The 15289-nt window shown below is 70.1% G+C and carries 9 protein-coding genes; 4 read left to right on the forward strand and 5 right to left on the reverse strand.

Features of this window, described 5'->3' with window-relative positions:
• Positions 1–248: 248 nt before the first annotated feature.
• Together VFA06_RS06985 and VFA06_RS06990 are read right to left on the reverse strand one after the other, a co-directional pair.
• Entirely contained in the window at positions 249–1298 is a 1050-nt protein-coding gene (locus tag VFA06_RS06985) for a tyrosine-type recombinase/integrase (protein WP_324839606.1), read from the reverse strand.
• A 140-nt stretch (positions 1299–1438) separates the two neighbouring features.
• The gene (locus tag VFA06_RS06990; RefSeq protein WP_324839607.1) at positions 1439–2488 is read right to left on the reverse strand and encodes a glucose 1-dehydrogenase; all 1050 of its coding nucleotides are present in this window, start codon (positions 2486–2488) and stop codon (positions 1439–1441) included.
• Positions 2489–2909: 421 nt separating this feature from the next.
• Here VFA06_RS06990 and VFA06_RS06995 point away from each other — a divergent pair, with 421 nt between their 5' ends.
• Positions 2910–3845 (forward strand): TIGR03619 family F420-dependent LLM class oxidoreductase, encoded by a 936-nt coding sequence (locus VFA06_RS06995; protein ID WP_324839608.1) that lies wholly within the window; start codon positions 2910–2912, stop codon positions 3843–3845.
• A gap of 176 nt (positions 3846–4021) precedes the next feature.
• Here VFA06_RS06995 and VFA06_RS07000 read toward each other — a convergent pair whose 3' ends face one another.
• Positions 4022–4486: a hypothetical protein gene (locus VFA06_RS07000; protein ID WP_324839609.1), complete on the reverse strand. Its 465-nt coding sequence runs from the start codon at positions 4484–4486 to the stop codon at positions 4022–4024.
• 389 nt (positions 4487–4875) lie between these two features.
• Between VFA06_RS07000 and VFA06_RS07005 the strand changes: the two genes are divergently transcribed.
• Positions 4876–5613: a polyprenol monophosphomannose synthase gene (locus tag VFA06_RS07005; protein ID WP_324839610.1), complete on the forward strand. Its 738-nt coding sequence runs from the start codon at positions 4876–4878 to the stop codon at positions 5611–5613.
• Positions 5614–5805: 192 nt separating this feature from the next.
• Here the strand turns inward: VFA06_RS07005 and VFA06_RS07010 are convergent, their stop codons facing one another.
• On the reverse strand, positions 5806–7959 hold the full coding sequence (locus VFA06_RS07010) for a PQQ-dependent sugar dehydrogenase (RefSeq protein ID WP_324839611.1): 2154 nt from the start codon (positions 7957–7959) through the stop codon (positions 5806–5808).
• Positions 7960–8185: 226 nt separating this feature from the next.
• Complete coding sequence (locus VFA06_RS07015; protein WP_324839612.1) at positions 8186–9058, reverse strand: oxygenase MpaB family protein; 873 nt, start codon at positions 9056–9058, stop codon at positions 8186–8188.
• Positions 9059–9838: 780 nt separating this feature from the next.
• Between VFA06_RS07015 and VFA06_RS07020 the strand changes: the two genes are divergently transcribed.
• Together VFA06_RS07020 and VFA06_RS07025 are read left to right on the forward strand one after the other, a co-directional pair.
• Positions 9839–11104: a hypothetical protein gene (locus tag VFA06_RS07020; RefSeq protein WP_324839613.1), complete on the forward strand. Its 1266-nt coding sequence runs from the start codon at positions 9839–9841 to the stop codon at positions 11102–11104.
• Between the two features lie 104 nt (positions 11105–11208).
• Positions 11209–14895, forward strand: a complete 3687-nt coding sequence (locus VFA06_RS07025; RefSeq protein WP_324839614.1) for a KAP family P-loop NTPase fold protein — start codon at positions 11209–11211, stop codon at positions 14893–14895.
• The last annotated feature ends 394 nt before the right edge of the window (positions 14896–15289 follow it).

Below are 15289 nucleotides of genomic sequence, written 5' to 3' on the forward strand. Positions count from 1 at the left end.
AGGCTCACACCGCAGGCTCAAGGAAACCTGCAGGGACAACGCTCCGGAGCGCGGGCTTCTTCCCCAACTCGGCCCGAGCCGCACGAGTGGGCGACACAGCCGCCAACCGGCCACGTATCGGCCGCAGCGCGCGACCCGCCGCGTGAACACCGCACCGGCCACCCGAACGCGACACCGGCCGTGACCCGGCAGCTAGCCGGCCGCGGCCCGCCGCCGCGCGAAATCCGCGCCGACCGAGCGCCGCGCCCTCAGCCCAGGGCGGCCGCCACCAGGTGCGCTGGATCGCGCTCCAGGCGGCGCGCGGCCCGCTGATAGCGGCGCGTCGTGCGTGGATCGGCATGCCCCATCGCGTCCTGCAGGTCATCGAGGTCCGCGCCGCGCTCGGTCGCGATAGTGGCGAAGGTGTGGCGCAGCGCGTGCGGGGTCACCGCGTCCGGCTGCGGCAGTCCCGCGCGTTGCGCCAAGCGCCGCACCAGCCGGAACACTTCGCCTCTGTCCACCGCGCGGCCCGAAGTGGTGGCGAACAGCGGCCCGCTCAGCGCCCCCGGCTCGACCCCGGCGCGCGCGGCCCGCCACGCCAGATAGGCGTCCAGGGCCTGCGCGGCAGCAGGCGGCAGCGCCCGCTCGATCCGCTTGCCGCCCTTGCCGCGCACCGTGACCGTGCGCTGCCCGCGCGCCGCGCCCAGGGCACCGACCTGCAGCGAGCACACCTCGCTCACGCGCACCCCGAGCTGCAGCATCAGGCGCACCATCGCCGCATCGCGCAGCCGCGTCACCCCAGTCCCGGCCTCGGCGGCCTCGATGATGCGGCGCGCCGCGGCCTCGTCCAACCACGCGGTCGCCGAATAGTCCCGATCCACCCGCGGGCGCTGTGCGGCGGCGAACGGATTGCGTTCATGCAGCCCGCAGGCCACCAGATACCGGTACCAGGAGGAGACCGCGGCCATCCGCCGCGCCGCACTGGCTGCCGACAACCCGGCCGCGCCTGCCCCGCCGGGCCAGCCGTCCTGCAGCGCGGCCCCGAACAGGTCGGCGTCGGGCTTTCGGGCTGTAAGCACGTGCACGCCGCGCTCGGCGCAGAACGCGCCCCACGAGCGCAGGTCCCGTGCGTACGCCTCGCGCGTCGTCGGCTTCTTCGCCGCCAACCACGCCGCCGTGGCCTGCCCCAGCTCGTCACCCAGCGGCCCGTACCAGTCCCCTGCCACCGCCGCATCGCCCGCGCCCGGCGGCAGCAGGCGCGCCGGAGCCGCATCGGAGGGCTGCGGCGGGATCTGAAACCGCGTCACGGAACCGGACACGCCGTGATCGTACCCGCGCACACCGACAACCGCGGCGCATCACACCCCCGGTACGCAGATGCACAAACCCCCACCACGGGACCGTCCCCCGCCGCGCCCGACCGCCGACCAGCCCGACACCCCAGGTGGCTACCCGTCGACTACAGCTCGATGACGACCTTCACGTCGTCCGGATGCCCCGGCTCGAACGCCTCCAGCGCCCGCTCCAACGGCACCCGCCGGGTCACCAGGCGCTCGAGCCACCCGGCGTCCGCGTGCTGCAAGGCGCGAGCCGCGTCCTGGTAGTGCCGCAGGTTCGCGTTCACCGACCCGAAGACCACGTCGTTCTGCAGCACGATCTCCCGGTTGATCGCGCCCGCGTCGATCGTCAGCGCCCGCCCCGAGGCCGAGACCCCGGTCAGGCACACGATCCCAGCCGCCGCGTTGTACCGCAGCGCGTCGAACACGACCGATGGCACGCCGGTCGCCTCGATCACCACGTCCGGCATCGCCGAGCGGGCCACGTCCTCGACGCCGCCGGTGTGGTAGTGCGCGCCCAGCTCCCGCACCAGGCGCGGCTTGAGGCCCGCCTCGACCTGGTCGAGCACGTGCGTCTCTAGACCGCGTTGCACCGAGAACAGCGCCGCCATCAGCCCGATCGGGCCGGCGCCGGTCACCAGCACCCGCTGCGGGTCCCACCAGGCGCGCGAGGCGATCCGCTCGATCTGCTCCCACGCCTTGGCCAGCACGCTGGCCGGCTCCAGCAGCATGCCGACCGCGCCAAGGCGCGGGTCGAGGCGCACGGTGTATTGCGGTTCGATCGTCCAGTACTGCGAGGCGAACCCGTCGAGCTGCTTGATGCCGCGCTCGGTGTAGCGGCCGTTGCGGCACATGTCGAACTCCCCGCGCGCACACGCCCCGCACGGCTCGGGGTCCGGACGCCGCACCACGCCCACCACAAGGTCCCCGGCGGCCAGCCCGGCGCCGGGCGGCGCGGAGACGACCCGGCCGAGCGACTCGTGGCCTAACACGAGCCGGTCCTGCCCGGGCGGGGCCTGCCCGTACTCGGCGGCGGCGATCTCCCGGTCGGTACCGCACACCCCGACCGCGAGACCCTGCACCAGGACCTGATCCGGGCCCGGCTGCGGATCGGGCACCTCGGCGACCTGCAGCGAATCGGCCTTGCCGGGCAACACCGTCAGCGCGCGCATCCTTCAACGACCTCCGCCACCACGAACCAACCGACCGGACCCGGCTGGCGAGACGACCCAACACACCGCGCCCGCCAGCCTGCGCCCAGACTCACGCCGCGTCAGACGCGCCGCCCGCCGGGCACGGCCATCCGGCTACCCGCAACGTGCGCTATCTACCGCACTGCCGGATGCACATCGCGCAGCGCGCAGACGACCGTGCGGCAGCGAAAGCGAAGCAACCGCCCCGCCGCACCACGCCGTCACATACCGCTGCATCCACAAGCTGCCCCTGCGTGAGCCGGCATCCATGCTCGGCCCGGCCACTGCGACCGCCGCCGCTCACGCACCTCGCCTCGTCCACGCCCGCGTCGGCCGCCCCTCAAACCGCCGCAGTACCGGCACCGCCCGATATCCGCGCACGGTCACTACAGTGACCTGTATGAAGATCGGATTCGGCGCACCGGTCTCCGGCGCCTGGGCCACCCCCGAGAACCTCGCCGCGTTCGCAACCCGCGCCGAGACCCTCGGCTACGCCAGCCTGTGGACCTTCCAGCGGCTACTCATCCCCGCCGACGGCCACGCCGACCCGCCCTACCGCAGCGTCCTGGACCCGCTGCTCGCCCTCACCTACGCCGCCGCCCACACCCGCCGCATCCGCCTGGGCGTCGCCCTAGTCAATATGCCGTTCGTCGAACCGGTCTACCTGGCCAAACAAGCCTCCACGCTCGACATGCTCAGCGGCGGACGCCTGGACCTGGGCCTGGGCATCGGTTGGTCCCCACTCGAATTCGCCGCCACCAATGCCGCCGCCGACCACCGCGGTGCACGTGCTGAGGAGTACCTGGCCGTACTACGCGCTCTGTGGGCCCCGGACACCGCGCAATACCAGGGTCGTTACTACACGCTGCCGCCCAGCCGCATGCAACCCGCCCCCGTGCAGCAACCCGGACCGCCGATCCTGCTCGGCGGCGTCGTGCCCGCAGCGTTACGGCGCGCCGGACGCCTCGCCGACGGCTGGATCAGCCGCAGTGCCACCGACCTGACACGCATCGGCGCGAGCATCGAGACCGTGCGCCAAGCCGCCGCCGAAGCCGGACGCGACCCGCAGCAGGTGCGCATCGTCGTGCGCGGCGTACTGCGCCCGACCCCCGACAGCGCTGGCATCCCCGGACCCGACGGAGAGCGCTTGCCGCTATCCGGCACCTACACCCAGATCCGCCAGGACACCCAGGCGCTCGCCGAGCAAGGCGTCACCGAGCTCTACTACGACCTGAACTGGGACCCGCACGTCGTCACCCCCGCCCCCGAAGCCGACCCCGCCGCCCCCACCACACGAGCCACAGAGATCCTCGAAGCCCTCGCCCCCGGAACCTGACCGCCTCATTACGTGGCTGCCTGGCCGCCTGCCCGGGTTGTCCCGCTGAGCTGGACATGCCGACCCGCTCAGCCTGGCCGGGTTGTCCCATTGAACTCGACAGCGTGTCCCGTCGAGCCGGAGGGTCCGCGGTCGGTGCGGCCGCCGCGCGGCGGCCGCACCCCGGGACGCAGGCGTCAGACGCGGAAGTCCACCTGGCCGATCACGTGGTAGCCGGTCGACCGGGTGCCCTCCCACGCCTTGATGGTGTAGCCGGTGCCGGCCGGGATCTTGAAGTTGCAGCCGGTGCCGCCCGCCACCCACGTGTAGTCCGCCGACGCGGGGCAGTTGGCCATGTGCCCGTCGGGTCCCAGCAGCTCGAAGTGCCCGGTGAAGGTGTAGCCGTCCGCCCACGCCTCCACCGTCGCCGAGTTGTTGATGATGGAGGTGATGCGCTGGATGCACAGGTCGCCCTCGCACACCGTCGAGCCGGCGGAGTCGGGGGAGACGCTCAGGGCGCGCACAGCGGAACCCGCCGCGGCGCCCGCGGCGCTGGTCTGGGGTGCGGTGCTCGCCGCGTTCGCGGGCACGGCGGCCGCAGCCGCGCCCAGCACGACGGCGCCGGCGGCGGCGAGACGCAGAAGGACGGATGTTTTACGCACGTGGACTCCCGGTGCTCGAGGGTTGTCCCGCGGTCCGGTGGACGCGGCGCCGCACCCCGCCCCGGAGCAGGGACGGCGCTCGGGCGCGCGGCGCTCGTGCTTCGAGCCGCCCGCGGTCGCGGCCAGCCTCCCGCCGGGCTGTGGCTTCTGCGTGGCGTCTCGATGGCGCGGCCCCGCGGCAGGGAGTGCCTGCGCGTGCGCAACCGCCGTACGGTGACGGCGCGTCACACCCGTTGGAGCACCTGGGCAGCGCCGCGACCGGCAGACCGCCGCGGCCCGGCGCCCAGCACACCCGGTGCTACACTCGCACGACTGTCACCGAACGTGATCTAGCGTTGCGCAGCGCAGCCCGCGCGCCCGCTAGCCGCAGCTCGCCCAAGGGAACGCTCATGGCCGTGGACGCCCCGAAGGTCGTCGTCGTCGTGCCGACGTACAACGAGCGGGAGAACCTGCCCGTGCTCGCCGGCCTTCTCGACGCCCTCCCGGTGCCCAACCTGCACCTGCTCGTCGTCGACGACTCCTCACCCGACGGCACGGGCGAAGTCGCCGACAAGCTCGCCGCCGAACACCCGGACAGCGTCGGCGTGCTGCACCGCACCGTCAAGGACGGGCTCGGGCGCGCCTACATCGCCGGGATGACCCGCGCGCTGGACGAGGGCGCCGACGTAGTGATCCAGATGGACGCCGACCTCTCGCACCCCGCCGCCGTGATCCCCGCGATGCTCGAGAAGCTCGCCACCACGGACGCCGCGGTCGTGCTCGGTTCCCGCTACACCCCCGGCGGCGAGGTCGCCGCCGAATGGCCGTGGCACCGCAAAGCCCTGTCCGCGTGGGCGAACTTCTACGTCAACACGATCCTGCGCCTGCACGTGAAGGACGCCACCGCCGGGTTCAAGGCCTGGCGCGCCGAGACGCTGCGCGCCATCGACCTGCCCTCGATCCACAGCAACGGATACTCCTTCCAGGTAGAGATGAACTACCGCACCGTGCGGCGCGGCATGAAGATCCTGGAAGTGCCCATTCGCTTCGAGGAGCGCGTCAAGGGCGCCTCGAAGATGAGCTTCTCCGTGCAGCTGGAATCGGCGCTCACTCCCTGGAAGCTGCTGTTCGGCCGCACCCCCCGCTGATCCAACCCGGCCGTCGACCCGCCAGTCCGCCTGTCCCGCTGGCCGACCGCCAAACCGCGCTCACTCACGACGTCGTGGCCCGCGCAGCCCCCCGGCCGCGCGGACCACGACGTGCGTGTTTACGCCCCTCCCTTTCCGGTCTCCATCCGCCAGCCTCCTGCGCCCACCCGCCGGCTCAGGCCTCGTCCAGTCTCAGCTCAGCGTCACGTGGAAGATCTGGTTGTTGCTGTTGTGCGGCGTGCTGTCCTTGTCGCCGCCGTTCGACGTCGCCAACCACAACCCGCCGTCCGGCGCCGGCTCCACGGTGCGCAGCCGACCATAGGTGCCCACGAAGAACGCCTGCACGTTCGTCAGGCTGCTGCCGCTGATCACCTCCCGGTACAGGCGCGTGCCACGCTCACAGGCCACGTACAGCACATCGCGCACGATCGTGATCCCGCTGCACGAACCCTGCGCCACCGGATAGGTGTGCTTCGGCGCGATGAACCCCGCCGTCCCACACGTGCCCGACGTACCCTCACATGACGGCCACCCGTAGTTGCCGCCCTTGACGATCAGGTTCGTCTCGTCCATCACGTTGTTACCGAACTCCTGCTCCCACAACCGGCCCTGCGAGTCGAACGCCAGGCCCTGCACGTTGCGGTGCCCGTAGCTCCACACCGCGTTGTGGAACGGGTTGTCCGCCGGGATCGAACCGTCCGGGTTGATGCGCAGCACCTTGCCGTTCAGACTCGCGGTGTTCTGCGCGTTCGCGCCGTTCTGCGCGTCACCGGTGCCCGCGAACAGGTATTTACCGTCCGGGCTGAAGCGCAGCCGCCCGCCGTTGTGGAACTTGTTGCGCGCGATCCCGGTCAGCAGCACCTGCTCGGTGCCCGTCTGCAGCGTGTTGGTGCTCTCGTCGTACTTGATGCGCACGATCCGGTTGTCGCTGGGCGAGGTGTGCATGATGTACAGCCAGTGATCCGTGCCGAAGCTGACCGGGTTGATCTCCAGGCCGGTCAGGCCGCCCTCGCCGTCGGTGGACTGCACGTTCGGTACCGTGCCGATCGACGTCTTCGCCCCGGTCTTCGGGTTCAGATGCACGATGTCGTGCGCGTCGCGCTCGTTGAACAGGATCGTGCCGTCCGGCAGCGTCACCAGGCCCCACACCACGTCGTCGTCCGTGCCGACCTGCGTGACCTGGCACACCTCCTGCGCCGCCGAGCAGCCCGAGCCGGCCGCCGTGGTCACATCCAGCACCGGTGTGCTGCCCGCGCTCTCGTTGCCGTTGGCGTCGTACGCGGTGACCTGCAGGTGGTACGTCGTGGACGGGGAAAGGCCGTCCAGTTGCGTGTGCAGCGTGCTCGCGTCGGAGGACCCGATGCGCATCGAGGTGCCGTTAACCACGTTGTAGACCCGGTACCCGGCCACCGCGACATTGTCGGTCGAAGCGTTCCACGCCAGTGTGATGCTGGTGTTGGTCACCGCGGTGCTGTGCACACCGGTGGGCACACTCGGCGGCGTGTGGTCGCTCGATCCCGGCGTGGTCACCTGCAGGGTGGCGCTGGGCTGCGAGACGTTGCCGGCCGCGTCGCGGGCGTTGACGTAGAACCCGTACGCGGTGTTCGGGCTCAGGTTCGAGCAGGTGCCCGTCAGGGTGCTGCCGCCAACGGACGCGCACAGTTGCCCGTCGTGGTAGATGTCGTACCCGGCCACGCCCACGTTGTCGCTGGACGCGCCCCACGCGATCGTGACGCTGCTGGAGGTGTCCGATACCAGGGTCGGTGTGCCTGGGGGAGTGGGCGGGCTGGTGTCGCCGCCCCCGCTGCCCAGAGTGCCGTAGACCCCGAACTCCTGCAGCGAGTAGCCGTGCGTCGCGTCGGCGCGGCAACGTTTGGTGCCATACATGCGTACGTAGCGGCCCGACCCGCTCACAGAAGTCAGATCCTCGACCCCGCCCTTGCCCGCCGCAGTGGAGTAGATGCGCGTCCAGGCGGCGTGGTCGGCGGAGGTGTCGATCTCGTAGGCGCTGGCGCAGGAGGTGTCCCACTGCAGGCGCACCCGGCTGACCTGCGCGGTAGCGCCGAGGTCGACGTAAATCCACTGCGGGTCTGTGCCGGCGGCGCTGGCCCAGCGGGTGGCCGAATTGCCGTCGACCGCGTTCGCTGCGGGGCAGCAGCCTCCGGAGGACGAGGCGGTGACCGGCTTACCCTGAGACAGCAGCGTGGCGGCTGCGGGCGCCGCGGTCCCGGGCGCCGCGGCCGCGAACAGGCCCGCGGCGGCCAGCGCCAGCGCGGCGGTCGCCGCGGGCAGCAGCCGCCTCAGGCGCCCGCGCGCGGGACGTCGACTTCGATTGCGTGCAACCATCCAGACCTCCGGCTTGACACCCTGATCCCGATTCAAGGCGCCGCGCCGGGCGCCGCCAGAGGGAGGTCTAGTCCACTGCGATCACACGGTCAACGATCGATCCGATGTTTCATCCGCATTTTCATTGCTACGCACGGGATTTGTTGATTCAGTCCCGCGCTCGCTGTTGATTCATCGGATCGCCGACCAACCGCTCGAGCGGCGACCACCCCGCGCCGCAACGCGCTCACGCATACCCCGCCGCCGCCGCACGTGCCCGCGCCTCCTGCAGGATCGGCGAACCGCGGCGCAGCGGCGTCGGCAACGTCATCGCCGCGGTACGCAGCAGCCTGGCCGTCACCGCTGGCGGAACGTCCCCGCCGGGCAGCCCCGGCAGCCGGTACAGGCGCCGTGCCCAGCCCGGCAGCAGCCCGAACGCGGTGCCCGTCACCGCGAGCCACCCGGCGCGCGCCCCGTAGAGCTGCGCCTTCGTGCTCATCGGCGGCCACAGCAGGAACCGCGCGGCGTGCGCGGCCTGATCGCTCAGTCGCAACTGCGGCCGCATCCGCGCGTAGTAATCCGCGACCTGTGCGGCCGTAGCAGGCACGAGCTGCGGGTCGATCTCCACCAGCTGCGCGGCCCGCACCTGCTCCCGGTAATACCGGTCCACCTCCGCCGCGCTAAGCCGCAGCCCCGCGCGCCGCGCCGTGGAGAGGAACGACTCGGCCTCCACCACGTGCACCCACAGCAGCGCCTGCACGTCGTCGAGCCGGAAACGCTCCCCACTGTCCGGATCCGCGGCCCACAGCGCCCGGTGTATCGCTCGCACCCGCGCCCCGGCCCGCTGCGCCTGCTCGCCCGTACCGAACGTGACGGTGTGCACGTACCGAGCGGTACGCAGCAACCGACCCCACGGCGGCGCGCTCAAATCCGAATTCTGCGCCACCCCGGCCATCGCCCGCGGATACAGCGCCTGAAGGAACAGCGCCCGCAGGCCCCCGATCGCGAACGCCGGATCCGCCATCACACGCCACGAGACACTGCCCGGTCCGAACAGGCCGAGATCCACCCCGTTGCCCTGCGCCGCGACCCGCGCGCGCCCCTGCGAGGATGCCGTCATCCCTCTAGCATGCGCCGCGCCCCCGGCAGTCCCGCACCCACCCCCCGAACGCCGAGCACGCACGACGCACACCGGAAGCGCCCCCACACGCAATCCTGCGGCATCCGCTCAGCCCATCCACGCCCCAATTACCGAAATATCGGTAACGATAACACGCTAAAGACCATGCAATGCTGCACGGAGGCGGCGGCAGCAAACCCACCATAATCACGGTTATGGTGGGTCAAGTTCTGTCAGAGGCATCGTGCTGCGACCCCGCACGAAACTTGCGAACCTGCATCTCGTTGTCCTAGATCAACCTGCATGAGATGTCACCTCGCAGGTCAGAGCGTTGCAGCCAGTTCAGCACCCCATCGCGCGCCCGAAAACCTGCACCAAGACGCCACACAAACCTGCATCGTGTGACAAACCGCAGGTCAGCGGACGGCTGACCTGCACCAACCTGTCACCAAGCCTGCACGCCGTCGCCGAACCTGCATTGGGTTGTCACCTTCGGCCTACACCAGGTGACAACCCGCAGGTCACGGCACGACAGAGCTGCACCGAGATGCCACCCACGTTCGACCGTGCCGGCACCGATACGGCCGCCGGCCTGCAGTTTTGTCCCAGAAGCCTCCAGAGCGGCGACCCCGTCCTGCGACCTCCACCAGCCCGTCGCCTATCCGAGCCTGCGGAGACGTGTCCGGGCCCGCCACCCCACCGGCAAGCCTGGCCAGCCGACCGAGGTGTGTTCGATATGATCCGCATATCAGACACACCACTGTTGGAAGAGGACCCCTCGTGGAGCGGCTGCGCGACCTGACCGCAGAGGCCGCCGCACGCGGCCAGACCCCGATCCTGCTCTCACCCGCCGCTCACGGTCCGGGGGCGCCGGGCGCCGGGAACCAGCGCCGGTCTGCGCGCGACCACCAGCTGCCCGAGGCGGTGGCCGCGCGGCTGGCCGCGGCCGTGCCGCCGAACACCCGCCGGGCCTGGGCCTCGCGCTACGCCCGCTACGAGGCCTGGTGCCGAGAGCAGGGACACAGCGCCGCGCTGCCGCCGACCGCGGCGATGCTGGCCGCGTACCTGGACCACCTCGGCCACCAGGAGCGCCTGAAGGTCTCCACCCTGGAGGCGCACCTGGGCTCGCTGATGGCGCTGACCCGCATGTGGGTCGCCGCGGAGTGCGAGCGGCGCGCCGCGCTGCGCGCCGAAAAGCAGGCCCGCGGCCTGCCGCTGCTGGAGGAGGAGCGGGCCGAACACGACCCGCACGGCCCGGACACCGCCCTGGCCCGCCAGACCATCGCCGCCTACTCGCGCCGGCTGGCCCTGGACCCGGCCGCCGCGCCGGGTGCGAAACGCGCCGCGCCGCTGCTGCCCCGCGATATCCGCGCGATGGTCGACGCGATCGACCCGGGGGAGCTGCGCGGGCTGCGCGATCGCGCGCTGATCCTCCTCGCGTTCGCGATGGGTCGGCGCGGCGCGGAGATCGCCGCGGTCAACTTCAACGACCTGACCGAGCCGGAGGACGGCGACGGTGACGCGGACGTGCTGCGGGTACGGGTGCGGCTGTCCAAGACGAATTCGTCCGGGCTGAAGGAGGACCACGTCGACGTGCCGTACGGCACGGATCCGCGCTACTGCCCGGTGCACGCAATCCGCCGATACCAGCTCGCCCTGATCGGCCGCGGGCACATCCACGGGCCGCTGTTCCTGCGCCTCGATCACCTCGGCCGCCTCGGTGCTGCCGCCGGCAGCCCCGCCCGCGCCCGCGCAAACGACGACGGGCGCATTACCCAGAAGACCGTCTACCGCATCCTGCGCCAGCGCGCCGCCGAAGCCCGGGTGGACGTACGCGTGCTGCGCGACGGCAGCACGGTGCCGCGGCAGATCAGCGCCCACTCCACCCGCCGTGGCTTCGTCACCGCCGCCTTCGCCGCCGGCGCCGACCCCTTGCACGTGGCCCGGCACGCCGGCTTCACCCCCGGCAGCAAGATCCTCTACCGCTACGTCGACGAATCCCTCAAGAACAACCCCGCCCGCGGACTACTCGACCCCGATGAGTAAGCGGTCGGTCCTTCAGCCCGTCGCGCAACGTATTCCCCTCGAGCTGTCGGACCCGGCGTGCATGATGAGAGCCGCGGATTCAGCGGAGGGGAGTACTTGGCAGCATGATCGAGGCCGACGCGCAACGATTGCTCGTACCAGGCGACCTCGTCGACGACCGGGAAGTCGCTAGCGCGGAGGGCGACCGCCTGTCGCACGAACAGATCGCAGTGCAGCTCGCCGAACTGGTGCGGACCGTCCCGGAACGGTCGAATATCGCTCTGTACGGGCCGTGGGGTTCGGGTAAGAGCGGAATCGGCAATCTGCTGCGCGAGGCGATCGAGGGCCGCGACGGCATCCGTTTCGCCCGTTTCGACGCATTCAAATACGCCGAGACACCCCTTCGTCGCAATTTCGTCTCCGCCGTCGCAAGCGAACTGGGCATCAACGACGACCTGTTCCACGACGCCTTGTACGCCGGGCACACGCGCACCGACGTCAAGGTTCCGGCCAGCAAGATCTTCAAGATCCTCGGGATCTTCGCCGGACTGACCCTTGCATTGTCGGCGATTCTCGTCGGAGTCGTGGCGCTTATCGCGCTCTTGGAGAGCGGCCGGTACGGTGCCGACTTCTCGAGCTTGTGTAAGTCGGCGGTAACTGCCGGGCTGCTCCCCGCAGCGCTGCTGTCCGCACTCATCACCCTCGCGAACAAGACACTGCAGGTCGATAGAACCACCGCGAAGCCCGACAGCGACGAACAGTTCGAGCAGATCTTCAAGCGGCTGGTCGCCCGGGCGAAGGCCACGCGGCTCGTCATCTTCGTGGACGAGTTGGACCGATGCGCTGCGGACGAAGTGGTCGCCACACTCGACGCCATCCGTACTTTCCTCGGTGTGGCCCGGTGCGTTTTCGTCATCGCCGCGGACCAGCGGGTTCTCGAGGAGAGTCTGACGCGCGCCGCCCGGCAGGAGACCCCCGCAGACGAGGTCAATCCGTACTACAGCACCGGCAGCGCATACCTCGACAAGGTCTTTCAATATCAGATCAGTCTTCCGCCTCTCATGTCGCAGCGGATCACGAGGTTCGCGGCCGACCTGGTCGGCAACCGGGGCGGCCTGTGGCAAGAAGTCAATGGCGATTACGTCGTCTCGGTCTTGGTCCCGACGCATGTGACCAGCCCGAGGCGGGTCAAGCATCTGCTCAACGCGTTCGCCTTGGTGTATCGGCTCGCCCAGGACCGGCACCGCCGCGGCCTATTGGCGCAGGACCCCCGTGCCCACGCGGCTTCCATGGCGAAACTGGTGTGCCTGCGCGTGGAGTTTCCGCTGTTTGCCAGGGACTTGGAGATCGACGCGCGACTGCCCGAGATGGTGCTGCGCATCATCGCCGACCGGACCGACACGTTCGACGACTCCTACCCCAAGCGCGCGATCGAGCGCGCGAGGGCATACGCAGAGAATCACGCCGCGCCTGCCAACATGATCGTGGATTCCGGCGAAGCAGACGCCGCGGCCAGTCAGCTCGAAGTTCAAAGCAGTCGGCAACTGCTGGACTACTTGAGTCGCACGAGGACTGTGCCCGGCCCGAACCGCGACCTCGTGTTCATGCACAGCACCGGGACGGCATTCGGCCTGGACGCGCAGACCGCGCTCGCCATCGAGACCGCGGTCGAGAACGCCGATGTCCCGGCGGTGGCGCGTCGGCTGCAGTCCGTCGATCCGCCAGCCCGCGAGGGAATTGTCCGGCTTCTGAACCATCTGATGCGCACGAGTGTCGGGGTCGGCGCTCCCAACGCCGCGCGGACGTTGCTGGGCCTGTACGGCGAGGATGAGTCCCTGCCGGTGGGCAGTGTCGCCGATGGCGCGAGCGAGATGGTCGCCATGCTGGCCGATACTGATCCGGGACTGCTCAACAGCGACACCGTCGACGCTGCGTGGCGGCTGGCGGCACGCGGCTCGCAAGCCGGCGCTCGACGCCTGCGCGAGGTCATCCTCACCATGATTGAGACGGACGGGCTCGACGCCTCGTTCGTGCTGCGCGCCCCTCGGCCGGCGCTGGAGGCAAAGGCGGAGATCTTCGCGCGGATCGTCGCTTACGAACTGGTCCGCGACGGCGGCGAGGAGTCAGTCGAACTGCTCAGCGAGATTGACGATCTGACCGCCACCGACGTGATGAGCACGTCAATGGAGGCGGTCAGCTCCGCTCTTCGCGATGCACTCGACGCGCATAAGGCGTCCATCGACCGCCAGAGCGCGGCCTCGGCCACCGCCGGGCGACCGGCTGGCGCGGCTTCGACGCCTGCGCCCGACATGTTCGATCCCGGACCGATCGTGGCCGCCCTGGCGCAGTACGCGCGTCAACGGGCCGCGCATAGTCCGCGCTTGGCCAGCCGGATTGTCCTGACCTTGTTGAAGACGAATCGGCAGTCGGGCCGAGATGCGGTCGAGAAGATCCTCAGCTGGCTCGAACCCGTCGACGAACCCGAGCTCGTTGAGGCCCTGCTCGCGGCGACAGTCAAACGGCGGCTGCACGCGTGGCCGCAGTGGTTGGCGGCGGTCGAACCCAGCGCGACCACTTCGGTCGAACCGGCGGCGATCAATCAGCTGACCGCGGGCCTCTGGAGTGCCTCCAAAGGTCCAGGGGCAGACTTGGCGACGGTCGAGGCGGCGGTGGCCGCAGTGGCTGGCGCCACCGATCACCTACCGGACGATAGGCGACCGAATCTGACCGAGGCCGTCATGCACGACGTCGGGCAGCCGGTCACCGACGACGCGTCGGCTGAGAACCGCTCACGCATGTTGCGCAACCTCCAGCCGCTCGGTACCGCCGGCCTACTGGAGACGCCTCGTGTGTACCGGGCGGCGCTGTCTACGCTCAGTGAGACGTTCGCCGAAGGCATGACCGAGAAGATCTCGGGCGACCAACCGCTGGGCCGCTACCTTTCCCGCGACGCCGTACTCATCGTGCGCGAGGGCACCCCCGGCAATGAGGACGCGCCCGAGCAGCTCAAAGACGCGCTGGCCGGCCTAGCCGCATGCGACTGGCTGCCCGAACCCCTCGCCACCGAACTGCTGCTGAACCTTATGGACGCATCAGGCCTGGCGCCAGGCGACCTAGGCACCTTGCCCAGCATCGAGGACGTCGTGGCCTTGGTCGAGGAGCACGGCTCCGGTGCTTCGACGGCCGCAGCGTCCTGGGTACGGTTGGCGGCGCCCGACGTGGCAGGCGTCTCACGAGTATTCGCGGCGTTGCGCGAGAGCCAAGCGGTATCGGACGCCGTCGCCGACGCCGTCGCCAAGATCCGCGCCACATGGAGCCGGCAAGAGCGTGTCGAATTGCTGCGCACGTATATCGCGGAGCCCGGCGCCAGCGTTCCCAGGCCGCTCGAAGCAAGATTGATCGGACTCACCGATCTCGACGCGAATGACTTGGCCACGGTCGTGATCGAACGATTCAGCCGAAGCACAAACAACACCCAACGCAGGTCCATCGTCGCACTGCTGGCCGCGGCCGCCCTCCGCGACACCTCCACCCGCAAGAGGCTGATCGAGTCGATCGTGATTCCGCTACTGCGGCCACCGAATGGCCAGCCGCAGGTCGGCACGAGCGAGATCGGCCTGGACCTGCTCGCGCAAATCGGCGCGCCGCTGCCGCACGGGGTAAAGGGGAGCCTAGGCAAGGCCGTCAAGGCGGCGGTGGCGGGCAACGACGCTCTGGAGCGCAGAGCCATGAAGGTGCTTCAGCCGCTCGGTTATCGGATCGAGCGCTCCGGGTTCCTCGGCCTCAAGAGGTCGGTCGACTATTCGGGCTAGTGCGGCGCGCCGCGGCCTGTCGCTCTGGACGACCATTTCGCGGGCAGGTCGCGCGGGGCGGAAGCCGATCATGCTCTGGCTGCGTGGTCGCTGTTCGGAAAGCTCGCGGTCGGTATCGCGCCTGGCGCGAAGGCAACACGGGGGCGCCTCGGACCCACCTGGCGCATAATGATTAAAGCATTGAGATACGGCATCTTACCGCACGTCTCCGGCTACCGAGCCTGGCATCAGATGTCAGATTCAGTCGCTTCACAAAAGACCCAGGGTAGGCCTCGTGCACGATCTCGCCCGCCGCGATCGTTAACAAGACTCGTGCGTCGGCGAGCGGAGCTCGACCTGCTCGCCGTCCAGGGACGCGCCACGACCTCCGGCACGTCCGATCCCATCGAGAGCA

Source organism: Actinocrinis sp., assembly GCF_035653575.1.
Taxonomy (GTDB): Bacteria; Actinomycetota; Actinomycetes; order Streptomycetales; family Catenulisporaceae; genus Actinocrinis.

What these genes read in the sequence shown, in the direction of transcription:
- VFA06_RS06995 (WP_324839608.1), top strand. Translation starts at nt 2,910, where the DNA reads ATGAAGATCGGATTCGGCGCACCGGTCTCCGGCGCCTGGGCCACCCCC.
- VFA06_RS07005 (WP_324839610.1), top strand. Translation starts at nt 4,876, where the DNA reads ATGGCCGTGGACGCCCCGAAGGTCGTCGTCGTCGTGCCGACGTACAAC.
- VFA06_RS07010 (WP_324839611.1), bottom strand. Translation starts at nt 7,959, where the DNA reads ATGGTTGCACGCAATCGAAGTCGACGTCCCGCGCGCGGGCGCCTGAGG.
- VFA06_RS06990 (WP_324839607.1), bottom strand. Translation starts at nt 2,488, where the DNA reads ATGCGCGCGCTGACGGTGTTGCCCGGCAAGGCCGATTCGCTGCAGGTC.
- VFA06_RS07025 (WP_324839614.1), top strand. Translation starts at nt 11,209, where the DNA reads ATGATCGAGGCCGACGCGCAACGATTGCTCGTACCAGGCGACCTCGTC.
- VFA06_RS07015 (WP_324839612.1), bottom strand. Translation starts at nt 9,058, where the DNA reads ATGACGGCATCCTCGCAGGGGCGCGCGCGGGTCGCGGCGCAGGGCAAC.